Genomic DNA, 12,071 nt, shown 5'->3' with positions numbered 1-12,071 from the left:
CGATGCCCGATGCCCGATGCCCGATGCCCGATTAAGTCCATATTTTATCATAATTTTATTATTCCTCATACTTATTTTCTTAAATTTATTGTTATAAAATAAACAGTTAATATTGTTTTTAGTAATTTTAGCATAAAGTAGTATATAACTATGCTACTCTATTTTAGAATAAAAACTTCATTTTTCATCTACTTTTTTGTAAAGTTTTGTTAAGCGTATAAAAACTCATAACTGTAGGAATTACTCACATTGTTTATAGTAATTTGAGAAAATACTGTAATCAATAGACATAAAAACAAAACTAACACCTTATCAACAACAAGCAATATTGCGCATATATCATAGAAAATAACATCACTGATTTGACTAAATATTTTATAGTTAGCCATCCAACCATATATAATACTAAATGATCTCATGAGTCTAAATAACATGGCTACCATTGTATATAAAACATGAAATAAACAGCATAATTTTTTGTGAGTTGAGTGCTCAATATGGGCATTTACCTAAATTAGATTATATTTTTGTAAAAAATATTCAGGATTCTATACCGTTTGGTGATTAAGAATTCTTCAAGCGTGTATGCACACCATTATATGAATTAAAATTTCACTAGACCTGCAGCCACCAAATGAATGGGTGATCCGGATACAAGACTAGTGCTTTAATGGAGATAGAGTATAACCAGCAAATAGTAACAATTTAAAAGATCGAAACAAAAATTTGAGCGATTTACAACAAATCGCCTTATAAGTTTTTTAGAAGATTATTTTAATTATAAAGTGTAAACAACCCGATGCTTTCCTATACCTTCTATTTTTATAACCTTCCCCTTGGTAAGGATTATCCATTGATATTGCATACATATTATGCCTTAGGGGTTTAGTTTATCAAATTTATAAATTATGATTCATCCATAATATTTACCCAACTTGGTATAATAGGTGTTCGGCAGTAATAATTAGCTGAAGGCTGTATATCTTTATTTCTAATTTTTTGAAATTCTGGCGTTTGAGGATCATCAAATAGCTCAGGATCCCAACGACGATTCATTTTGAAAAACAAGAATTCTTCATACCAACTGTTGTGTAACCATGGTTTTGGATAACCTAAAGTGGCATAAATACGGTTACAAATAAAAGTTAACCTCCCACCAAAAACGAAGAAGAAAAAGGACACAAAAGCAACAAAGCCAATACAGCTTGTTTTGGTAATTTCTATCACTTCTAAAGAATCCCACTCATGATTGAATAATACGCTAATGAAAATAAAACCGTCGGTACATAATATTATCGATCCAACACCAATCATACAATATTTCAGCAATTGCAACGTCGAAAGACCAACTCCTTTAGGGAAAAATAAAGCATGATATTTAGGAAATCGGACGGCATAAGCTTGATATTTGTTCTTATCAATTTGTTTGACGACCATTTCGACGTAATCACCATTTTTAAAAGCGACATTTTCTAGCCTACCTTTGACTTTGACATTACCGATATAACAAACAAATGGTGTGCCTTTTAATAGCTTGGTTTGTAGTAACCCAAAAGTAAACAAACTAAGCATGAATTCATAAACAAACTTACATATAGCAGCGGTTATTAGAATAAATCCACCAATCATCTCGATAATAAATAGCCCCAAAATTGACTCAATAAAACCACAGTCTTCAGTTTTTTATTGTGATCCTTTTCTTGATCTACTTTCAATATTTTTAAACGCCTTACTTTACCTCTTAATAAACTATACTTTCCCATTACCTTTTTACTCCGTTTAAGTAGGCTTTGCTTTTTTTTAAGCTAAAACCCAAATCCTCCATAGTTAAATAACGTAATAAATATTGGCATTATAAGTGTCAATAAAAAACCTTGGGCAATAGCGGCAGGTACAATGGCTATTCCACCACCTTTTTGTAGCATGGGGAGTGTAAAATCCATTGATGTTGCACCACACAGACCTAATGTGGTTAATTGGTAGCGTTTAATTAGTGTTGGGATTAAGATAATTGCGCATAATTCACGCAGAATATCATTTAAAAACGTAGCACTACCAATAACTGGACCATGGGCTTCTGCCATTAAAATACCCGATAACGAATACCAACCAAAACCCGATGACATAGCAAGACCAACTCGTGCGGGCAAATCTAAAACAAATGACACAACAATGCCCCCCAAAAATGCACTTATCGTAACTATTAGCGTTGTAATTATGCCTATTTTGTTGAGCAGAATATGCTTGATTGAAATATTATTACTGCGTAATTGAATACCGACTAAAAACAATAAAAAAACCAATACAACTTGAGTGGTACTTTCTGCATATTGCCAAATAAATAATGGAAATAATCCGCAAATAAACCCGATAATTAATGCAATACAAACACGCAATGACTCAAAAATCATTTTAAAACGTGATTCGTAAGTTTGATCTGTTTTATATGCTTTGGTAGAAAGAAAATAATCAAAAATAATTAAAACAACAAAATTACCGCCAAATGTACAAACAAAAAGAACACCGGTATAACATAAAATCATTTGTAAATTTGTAGTTAAGTTATCTAAATGTGCAAGTTCAGATCCCATAATGAATAAAATAAGGTAAACCATCCAACTCAATGTTTGGTTAATCTTGGTCATCAAATTATCATTTTTAATCTTAATTAAATAACCAATAAACAATGGCACTAACGCAATAAGAATACCAAAATACATATTTTATTCCTTAACTATTCTTGATTTTTATTTTTAAATAATTGGATCAAACCTATGTTTTAAAATATTACTGCTAATCATCAAGACAATGATGCTAATTTTTGCTCAATATTAAGTTGAAGCTGATCCAATAAAGCGTAACGATTTCGATATTCTGAACGTTTTTTACTGGCGATTTCTTCAATGGATTTTCGATTAGTTTGGCTTGGTAATATAAATAAACCATTGGCATCTTGTTTGCTATCAAGTGTTAACCAAAAATCATCATAATCAGACAAAATACGCTCCTGACGGCTGTTATAACGCCAATTATTATATATATGGGTTTTATTGCCCACAGCAACAATTTGCTTTAACTGATAATAACGTGCAACCGTCAACGTAGCCTCAACCGCAATACGTTTAGGAAACAACCCATAGCACGCTTTAGTTGCTTTTTGCACACGCGTGCGCGCATCATCATGCCCTGTACCTTGTAAGCCAGCAATAAACAGTGTTGGTTTGGCTTGATATTCAACAATTGAAAACGTCAAAGTGGCTAAGTCGATGCCATCACTATCATAAAAATAAAGGCTGATTTCGCCCTCTCTTGCAAATTTATTACGGGCTTGCACTGCTATTTGAATGTTTTGTTCATTTTTAACCGTTACATCAGCCAATACAAAAGGAAATTGTGGATTATAAAAAGCCTTACTTACGCTGTCAGGTTGTTTAGCTAAAAAATCATAATGATATGCCAAAGCGTCATAACGGGCTTTTTGACTCAAGCAAGAAGCTAAATAAGGCCGCTGTAATTTACACGGCAAATTTGTTTGGCACGAAAAATAATCGCCAAGTAGTGGGTACTGTCTTAATTTATCAAGCCATTTTAAAGTAATTGGACTTAAAAACAAGGTTCTGAAAAAAAACTTATAACGATAAGTCGGATTAAGCCATAATTCGTTTAATGGTAATTTACCAGTATAAAGCCAGTTAAAAAGTTGCCATTTACTTTTTGGCCTAGACATATTCGTAATATTATTCATAAGTAGAAATTAAAATCGAGTTAGTTATTCTGTCAATTACTGGTGATTAAATCAATACGCATTGATATTTATAATCAGCCATAAAAAAATCAAACGATAAGAGTACAACACAACCTAAGTTGGTGCAACTGTTCCTATGATTATGTAAGATTAAATTAAATAAAAATAAAAAACGGTGAGCTAGTCACCGTTTTTTAAGCAATAATATCTTTTATAAACAAGAATTATTGACCTTTAACTTCTTTTAAACCGTTAAATGGTGCTTTTGAACCTAAAGCTTCTTCAATACGGATTAATTGGTTGTATTTAGCAACACGGTCAGAACGGCTCATTGAACCAGTTTTGATTTGGCCAGCTGCTAAACCTACTGCTAAATCAGCAATTGTTGAATCTTCGGTTTCACCACTACGGTGAGAAATAACTGCAGTATAGCCTGCGTCTTTCGCCATTTTAACCGCAGCGATAGACTCAGTTAATGTACCGATTTGGTTTACTTTAACTAAGATAGAGTTAGCGATACCTTTTTCAATACCTTGTTTGAAGATTTTAGTATTAGTTACAAATAAATCATCACCGACTAATTGGATTTTGTGACCTAAAGCTTCAGTTTGGTAAGCCCAACCTTCCCAATCGCTTTCATCTAAACCGTCTTCGATAGATACGATTGGATATTCATTAGTTAAACCTTCTAAGTAATGAGTAAATTCTTGAGCAGTGAATTCTTTGTTACCTTCACCTTTCAATACATATTTACCAGTTTCTTTGTTATAGAATTCAGAAGCCGCACAGTCCATCGCTAACGTGATATCTTTACCTAAAACATAACCTGCTTTTTCTACTGCTTCTTTAATGCATGCTAATGCTTCAGCATTTGAACCTAAATTAGGTGCAAAACCACCTTCATCACCAACTGCAGTATTCATACCTTTAGCGTGTAATACTTTTGCTAAGTTATGGAATACTTCAGAACCCATGCGAATTGCTTCACGAACTGTTTTAGCACCAACTGGTTGGATCATGAATTCTTGTAAATCAATGTTGTTATCAGCGTGCTCACCACCGTTGATGATGTTCATCATTGGTAATGGCATTGAATATTGACCTGGAGTGCCGTTAAGATCAGCTATGTGCTGATAAAGAGGAACACCTTTAGCAGCTGCAGCAGCTTTAGCTGTAGCTAAAGATACAGCAAGAATTGAGTTAGCACCTAAATTAGATTTAAAATCAGTTCCATCTAAGTCAAGCATAATTTGGTCGATAGCTGCTTGATCTAAAGCATCTTTACCAACAACGGCTTTAGCGATTGGTCCATTTACGTTTTCAACCGCTTTTAATACGCCTTTACCTAAAAAGCGAGATTTGTCACCATCACGAAGTTCTAACGCTTCACGTGAGCCAGTTGACGCACCAGATGGCACGATTGCAAGACCAACAAAACCACCTTCTAAATGAACTTCGGCTTCAACTGTTGGATTACCACGAGAGTCGATCACTTCACGACCATGTACTTTAACGATTTTTGCCATGTTATTTTCCTCTATATGACAGATATATTACAAATGTTAATTTAAAACTATTTTTATTGCTGCTCTTGATAAGCTTTGGCAGCTTTTATAAAACTACTAAATAGTGGATGTCCATCTCGTGGTGTTGATGTGAATTCTGGATGGAACTGACACGCAACAAACCATGGATGATCTGGGATTTCGATAATCTCAACCAACTTTCTATCCGTTGAAAGACCGGTGACCTTTAACCCAGCTTTAACCACTTCAGGTAATAAATTATTATTTACTTCATAACGATGTCGATGACGCTCGGTAATAGATTCATTTTTATACATATCGTATACTAATGAATTTGGCTCTAAATGGCAAATTTGTGAACCTAAACGCATTGTGCCGCCTAAATCACTGTTTTCGTTACGCTGTACTACATTGCCCGATTCATCGCTCCATTCTGTGATTAAAGCAATGATTGGGTTTGCACAATCTTTGACAAATTCAGTTGAGTTAGCATCTTTAATGCCTGCAACATTACGTGCATATTCGATCATAGCCACTTGTAAACCAAGGCAGATACCTAAGTACGGGATCTTGTTTTCACGTGCATAGCGAGCCGCCATAATTTTGCCTTCAACACCACGATAACCAAATCCACCAGGAATTAAGATAGCATCTAAACCTTCTAGCAAATCAGTACCGCGTGACTCAAGATCTTCTGAATCAATATAACGAATATTCACCGTTAAACGATTTTTTAATCCACCGTGTTTTAATGCTTCGTTCACTGATTTATAAGCATCCGGTAGAGCAATATATTTACCCACCATACCAATAGTCACTTCACCAACTGGGTTAGCTTCTTCATAAATGACTTGTTCCCATTGAGAAAGATCGGCTTCTTTACAGTCGAGATTGAAACGTTTGCAAACAAAAGTATCTAAGTTTTGTGATTTTAATAATGCCGGGATTTTATAAATAGAATCGACATCTTTAAGTGAAATCACTGCACGCTCAGGCACGTTACAAAATAGTGCAATTTTAGCTCGTTCATGAGCAGGAATAATGCGATCGGAACGGCAAATTAACACGTCGGGTTGAATACCAATTGACAGCAACTCTTTTACTGAATGTTGCGTAGGTTTGGTTTTGACTTCACCAGCAGAGGCCAAATAAGGTACTAAGGTTAAGTGCATAAATAATGTGTGTTCACGACCAACATCAACCGCTAATTGACGAATCGCTTCTAAAAACGGAAGTGATTCAATATCACCAACAGTACCACCAATTTCAACAATTGCGACGTCAAAACCTTTTGCTCCATCAATTACACGTGATTTAATTGCATTAGTGATATGAGGAATAACTTGAACCGTAGCCCCTAAATAATCACCACGTCGCTCTTTTCGTAACACATCAGAATAAATGCGCCCTGTAGTGAAGTTATTTTTTCGCGTCATTTTAGTGCGAATAAAACGTTCATAATGACCTAAATCAAGATCGGTTTCTGCACCATCTTCAGTCACAAACACTTCACCATGTTGAATAGGACTCATTGTGCCCGGATCGACATTAATATAGGGATCAAGTTTGAGCATGGTGACATTTAAATTGCGGGCTTCTAAAATTGCAGCTAGAGATGCTGCGGCAATGCCTTTACCAAGGGAAGAAACGACACCGCCTGTAACAAAAATATAATTCGTGACCATTAATACCAGACCATTATTAATTTATTAGAACAATGTTGTATCGATTTTTAAAGCATAAAAACCAATATAACAAATAAGAATCAGACGGGAATGCAGTATAACAGAATCTGCCTTGTCCCACAATTGAATAATTAATTTTAACTGATAAGTTGCAGGAAATACCGAGTTGTTTACAACTCATGATTAAAATAACCTGATTGTAAATCTACAGTAGCAAATTCTAAATATTTAAGATGAGTATAATGATCCTCGTCAACAAATAAGATAAAACATTATTTAGGTATAGCAATCGTAACAATAAGTTGTCGAGAATTTATATTAGTATGGTCACATTGGCAGTTGTATGATGTAGCTAAAAATGTATAAATAAGCTTATAATTAATACAAAAGATCAATAGCCGTAGCTAAACCAAAATAAAAACCTCATTTTTTAAAGAGGCTTTTATTTTATATTTTAATTAAGATTCAGGAGTATCATCATCAGATTTTGTATCAATTGGATCTGATATACCTTGTTTATTCATTTCTTCTAATGATTTAGAACCTGCTAGCTCTGAAGTTTTGATATCCTTTACAATACCCATTTCATCAAAATAGACAACATAGGTTCTTTGACTAACAGCGCCATGCTGCGGTTGTTGACGGAAAACATAATACCAAACACGATCACCAAAGACAGAAGTTAACATTGGTGACCCCATAATAAATACAACCTGTTCTTTATTTTGACCAACTTGTAATAGGTCTATAGCATCTGGTGTTACATAATTACCTTGGTTAATATCAGGTCGATATACCCAACGATCAACAACCGAACAACCAGTTAATAAAACACTCGCTACAATTGTAAAAGAGGTAAACTTACGAAACAGCATCTAACTTTATCCATAAAAAAATAATGATATATATTATCGCTGATATTTTTCATAAGTGCTAGCCAAATTAATAAATTCTTCTACAGTTAGATAATGATTCTGATATCAGTAGGTCCTAACATAAATTATCACTTGACTTTTATTCTTGTATCAACCAACTTAATACTGTCATAATAGACACTATTTTTAAACATCAAAGGTACAAAATGAAACTAGAAACAATAGATCAAAAAGCAAGTTATGCTATCGGTTTGCAAATAGGACAACAACTAAAAGAATCTGGCTTAAATAATTTAGAACTCAACGCATTAAAACTAGCAATGGAAGATGTATTATCGGGTAATCAACCTGCTCTACCTTTACAAGAATTACATGAAGCATTACGCCATGTGCATGAACAAGCAACCAAAGAGAAGGCCAAACAAGCAGAAAAAATTGCTCAAGCAGGTAAAGATTTTCTAGCAGAAAACATTACAAAAGATGGCATTAAATCGACTGAATCAGGTTTACAATACGAAATCATCAAACAAGGCGATGGCGCATTACCTAAAGCAACCGATCGCGTGCAAGTTCATTATACAGGGCAACTAATTGATGGCACAGTATTTGATAGTTCTGTTGAACGTGGACAACCTGCTGAGTTTCCAGTCAATGGTGTGATTAAAGGCTGGGTTGAAGCGTTACAACTTATGCCAGAAGGTTCAAAATGGCGTTTATATATTCCTCAAGAATTAGCTTATGGTGCTCAAGGTGCTGGCGCATCAATTCCACCATACAGTGCATTAATTTTTGATGTTGAATTACTAAAAGTTTTATAAGCAAGAGTGGACGCTACTTGGCGTCCATTTGTTTTGAACTATTATCGTTTAGGAAGACGATAAGCACTAAATGCCGCCAGTAATAATAAAATACTCGCCGTACCAAACGCAACTAAATGAGTGTGTAAGTGATCGTAAGCCCATCCACCTAACCATGAACCCATCATCGCACCAATTTGATGCCCCAAATAGGTTAATCCAGAAAGTAATCCCACAATTTTTACACCATAAATATCTGCTGTAATAGCGCTAGACATTGACAAAGCGCCAGCCCAAACCAAACCACCTGCTGCTGCAATAGTAAAAAGCTGCCATTTAGTTGATGCTAAAACAAGAGTAATAAAACCTAAGCCTCGTATTAAATAGACCATCATCAAAATGTTTTTTCGTTGTACTATATCAGATAGATAACCCAAAACTAAGGTGCTAAAAATAGCGACTAAACCAATCAAACCAATACCATTAGAACTGGTGATAGGATCAAAACCATGATCGATAAGCATTGGGACACCATGTGTTCCTAATAAATTCATACTGAAGCCACAAGTAAAAAGCCCAAAACTCAGCTGCCAAAATGGACGTGTTTTTAACACATCTATAAGTTTGATACTAGGCTCTATTTTTTGATTGATAACAGGCTCTATACTATAGACTTCGATTTCAGATTGATTATCTTTCATAATAAACAAAGCAATAGGCAAAGCGATAATCATAAAAATCACAGCAAATGAAATTAGCGTTGTTTGCCATCCATAAATAGGAATGAAGAAAGCAAAAACAGGTAACATCACTGCAATACCTGCCATACTTCCTGTTGATAAAATAAATAAAGCCAATCCTCTACGCTTGATAAACCAACGTGCCACAATGGGCGTAAAACTGACAGAACCAACAAAGGAAGTACCAAAAGATAACGCAACACCAAAAGATAGAAAAAAGTTCCAATAATCAGTTGAGTTAGCTGACCAAACAGTAGAAATAATAATAATGATGGAACCTAATATTAGGACAAAACGAGTACCATATTTACCGACTAAATATCCCGATATTGGCATAGCAATTCCAGAGAAAAGCATACCTATAGCAATGATTCCAGAAAGTACGCTACGACTAAAATTCAGATCATTTGCAATGGGCAGAAAAAAAACCCCCATACTCATTCTTAATCCACTAGAAAGTAAAGTTAGAAAGGAGGCCGCAATAACAATATTCCAACCAAAATACCACGGAGATCGCATAATAAACTCCTGATTATTTTTTATAGAAAACGGTTCAAAAATTCTAGCATTTAAGTTTAGTCGATGTGTATAAGTTATTTATTTTCCGCTATAATATTTATTTATCTATATTCACAAAAAGTTAAGGAAAGTTATATGTCAACAAACATGATTCGTATTGCGATCACTGGCGCGGGTGGCAAAATGGGACGGCAACTTATCCAAGCTGTTTCGCAAATCAAAGGGGTTACCTTAGGAGCAGCATTTGAACGAGCAGGTTCCTCACTAATTGGTAGTGATGCAGGTGAGCTTGCAGGGATCGGTATTTGTGGCATTAAAGTCACCGATAATCTAGAACAAGCTAAAGATCAATTTGACGTATTGATCGATTTTACGCGACCTGAAGGTACACTCGCCCACTTAGCTTTTTGTGTTGAAAATAAAAAAATGATAATCATTGGCACAACTGGTTTTGATGATGCAGGTAAACAAGCTATTGCTGATGCAGCTAAAAGCATTGCCATTGTCTTTGCTGCAAACTTCAGTGTCGGTGTTAACTTAGTGCTAAAATTATTGGAAAAAGCTACCAAAATTATGGGCGGTTATACTGATATCGAAATTATTGAAGCCCATCACCGTCACAAGGTTGATGCTCCTTCTGGTACAGCATTAGCCATGGGTGAAGCAATAGCAGATGCACTTGATTGCAACTTAAAAGATCGTGCAGTTTACTGTCGCGAAGGTCACACAGGGGAAAGACCTCAAGGTGCTATCGGCTTTGCCACTATCCGAGCAGGGGACATAGTAGGAGAACATACTGCTATCTTTGCCGATATTGGCGAGCGCGTTGAAATTAGTCATAAAGCATCTAGCCGCATGACATTTGCTAATGGTGCTGTTCGAGCCGCATTATGGCTTGCCAAACAGCCAGTTGGATTATACGATATGCGTGATGTCCTAAATCTCAATAATTTGTAATTCCAAAATGTTAGATGAAATCTGGATGCGTCGTGCATTAATGCTTGCTAATCGTGCCGAATCGATTGGAGAAATCCCAGTCGGTGCGGTGATTGTTGATGAAAATAATCAAATTATTGGTGAGGGTTTTAATCAACCCATTAGTAAGCATAATCCCACTGCGCATGCCGAAATAATCGCTATTGAACAAGCGGGTAAATTTACGAATAACTATCGCATAATCAATACAACACTATATGTCACTCTTGAACCTTGTATTATGTGTGCAGGTGCAATTATTCATAGTCGTATTAAACGTGTAGTATATGGTGCAAGTGATTATAAAACTGGCGCAGCAGGCTCTTTCATCGATATTCTTGCTCAGCAAGGGATCAACCATTATGCAGAAATTAAAGGCGGAGTGCTAGCTAACGAATGTAGCGCTATTTTAAGTGAGTTTTTTAAAAAACGGCGTTTACAAAAAAAAATGATTAAAAATAGTTGTCAAAAAGTTTCAGGTAACTAGGTGTTTGAGTATAAAATACGAAAATCTGTTACTATGTTAGTTTAATAAAAAATGGGGTCGCTTATTCTTTTTATATAGGAAAATTGTTAGAATCTAATTTAATTTTTAAAAGTTAATTTGAGCACTATTAATGAAAAAACACACATTAGAAATGATGATATCAGCTGATGATATCCAAAAACGTGTAATTGAGCTAGGCCAACAAATAAGTCAAGACTATAAAAATAGCCAAAATGAACTTATTTTAGTTGGACTTTTACGTGGCTCTTTTATTTTTATGGCCGATTTGAGCCGAGCAATTACTGTCGGGCACGAAGTTGATTTTATGACAGCATCAAGCTATGGTAATGCTGTTATTAGTAACCGTGACGTTAAAATCTTAAAGGACTTAGATGAAGATATCCGTGATAAAGATGTATTAATTATCGAAGATATTATAGATACAGGTAATACCCTTAGCAAAGTCATGGCTATTTTAGAATTGCGCCATCCACGCAGTATTGAAATTTGTACGCTATTAGACAAACCCTCTCGCCGTGAAGTAAACGTTCCAGTTAAATATATCGGATTTTCAATTCCTGATGAATTTGTTGTGGGTTATGGTATTGACTATGCTCAACACTACCGTCACTTACCTTTTATCGGTCATGTAACTTTACTTGAATCTTAATATTATACGAGGTATATGTGTCTCGATTCTCCTGTTCATTAGGTTTACTTTT

General features: G+C 35.0%; 11 protein-coding genes. 4 read left to right on the top strand and 7 right to left on the bottom strand.

What is annotated here, in order from left to right; all coding sequences use genetic code 11:
* Positions 1–906: 906 nt before the first annotated feature.
* The 6 genes from A9G44_RS11130 to bamE all read right to left on the bottom strand — a co-directional run bounded on the left by A9G44_RS11130 (position 907) and on the right by bamE (position 7,831).
* Complete coding sequence (locus A9G44_RS11130; protein WP_143426395.1) at positions 907–1,650, bottom strand: hypothetical protein; 744 nt, start codon at positions 1,648–1,650, stop codon at positions 907–909.
* Between the two features lie 155 nt (positions 1,651–1,805).
* A complete protein-coding gene (locus tag A9G44_RS11125; protein ID WP_065611045.1) occupies positions 1,806–2,720 on the bottom strand; it encodes a lysine exporter LysO family protein in 915 nt (304 codons plus the stop codon).
* Positions 2,721–2,800: 80 nt separating this feature from the next.
* Positions 2,801–3,727: a VirK/YbjX family protein gene (locus A9G44_RS11120; protein ID WP_218837593.1), complete on the bottom strand. Its 927-nt coding sequence runs from the start codon at positions 3,725–3,727 to the stop codon at positions 2,801–2,803.
* 242 nt (positions 3,728–3,969) lie between these two features.
* Positions 3,970–5,271, bottom strand: a complete 1,302-nt coding sequence (eno, locus tag A9G44_RS11115; protein ID WP_065611042.1) for a phosphopyruvate hydratase — start codon at positions 5,269–5,271, stop codon at positions 3,970–3,972.
* 53 nt (positions 5,272–5,324) lie between these two features.
* Positions 5,325–6,956 carry a glutamine hydrolyzing CTP synthase gene (gene pyrG, locus A9G44_RS11110; protein ID WP_065589161.1) on the bottom strand — a complete coding sequence of 544 codons (1,632 nt, stop codon included), beginning with the start codon at positions 6,954–6,956 and terminating at the stop codon, positions 5,325–5,327.
* Between the two features lie 458 nt (positions 6,957–7,414).
* Complete coding sequence (gene bamE, locus A9G44_RS11105; protein WP_065574933.1) at positions 7,415–7,831, bottom strand: outer membrane protein assembly factor BamE; 417 nt, start codon at positions 7,829–7,831, stop codon at positions 7,415–7,417.
* 206 nt (positions 7,832–8,037) lie between these two features.
* Between bamE and A9G44_RS11100 the strand changes: the two genes are divergently transcribed.
* Entirely contained in the window at positions 8,038–8,649 is a 612-nt protein-coding gene (locus A9G44_RS11100; protein WP_065611040.1) for an FKBP-type peptidyl-prolyl cis-trans isomerase, read from the top strand.
* Between the two features lie 41 nt (positions 8,650–8,690).
* Here the strand turns inward: A9G44_RS11100 and A9G44_RS11095 are convergent, their stop codons facing one another.
* Positions 8,691–9,887, bottom strand: a complete 1,197-nt coding sequence (locus tag A9G44_RS11095) for an MFS transporter (RefSeq protein WP_065611038.1) — start codon at positions 9,885–9,887, stop codon at positions 8,691–8,693.
* Positions 9,888–10,022: 135 nt separating this feature from the next.
* Here A9G44_RS11095 and dapB point away from each other — a divergent pair, with 135 nt between their 5' ends.
* From dapB to hpt, 3 genes are all read left to right on the top strand, one after another.
* Entirely contained in the window at positions 10,023–10,844 is an 822-nt protein-coding gene (gene dapB, locus A9G44_RS11090; protein ID WP_065611036.1) for a 4-hydroxy-tetrahydrodipicolinate reductase, read from the top strand.
* Positions 10,845–10,851: 7 nt separating this feature from the next.
* The gene (gene tadA, locus A9G44_RS11085) at positions 10,852–11,349 is read left to right on the top strand and encodes a tRNA adenosine(34) deaminase TadA (RefSeq protein WP_065611034.1); all 498 of its coding nucleotides are present in this window, start codon (positions 10,852–10,854) and stop codon (positions 11,347–11,349) included.
* A gap of 130 nt (positions 11,350–11,479) precedes the next feature.
* Complete coding sequence (gene hpt, locus A9G44_RS11080; protein WP_065611032.1) at positions 11,480–12,019, top strand: hypoxanthine phosphoribosyltransferase; 540 nt, start codon at positions 11,480–11,482, stop codon at positions 12,017–12,019.
* Positions 12,020–12,071: the final 52 nt, after the last annotated feature.

The sequence above is a fragment of the Gilliamella sp. Occ4-3 genome, assembly GCF_001690675.1.
Lineage (GTDB): Bacteria > Pseudomonadota > Gammaproteobacteria > Enterobacterales > Orbaceae > Gilliamella > Gilliamella bombi.
This window is presented reverse-complemented; position numbering and strand designations above follow the sequence as displayed.

Coding starts and splice junctions, on each gene's coding strand:
- A9G44_RS11125 (WP_065611045.1), bottom strand. CDS start 2,720: ATGTATTTTGGTATTCTTATTGCGTTAGTGCCATTGTTTATTGGTTAT.
- A9G44_RS11120 (WP_218837593.1), bottom strand. CDS start 3,727: ATGTCTAGGCCAAAAAGTAAATGGCAACTTTTTAACTGGCTTTATACT.
- eno (WP_065611042.1), bottom strand. CDS start 5,271: ATGGCAAAAATCGTTAAAGTACATGGTCGTGAAGTGATCGACTCTCGT.
- pyrG (WP_065589161.1), bottom strand. CDS start 6,956: ATGGTCACGAATTATATTTTTGTTACAGGCGGTGTCGTTTCTTCCCTT.
- bamE (WP_065574933.1), bottom strand. CDS start 7,831: ATGCTGTTTCGTAAGTTTACCTCTTTTACAATTGTAGCGAGTGTTTTA.
- A9G44_RS11100 (WP_065611040.1), top strand. CDS start 8,038: ATGAAACTAGAAACAATAGATCAAAAAGCAAGTTATGCTATCGGTTTG.
- A9G44_RS11095 (WP_065611038.1), bottom strand. CDS start 9,887: ATGCGATCTCCGTGGTATTTTGGTTGGAATATTGTTATTGCGGCCTCC.
- dapB (WP_065611036.1), top strand. CDS start 10,023: ATGTCAACAAACATGATTCGTATTGCGATCACTGGCGCGGGTGGCAAA.
- tadA (WP_065611034.1), top strand. CDS start 10,852: ATGTTAGATGAAATCTGGATGCGTCGTGCATTAATGCTTGCTAATCGT.
- hpt (WP_065611032.1), top strand. CDS start 11,480: ATGAAAAAACACACATTAGAAATGATGATATCAGCTGATGATATCCAA.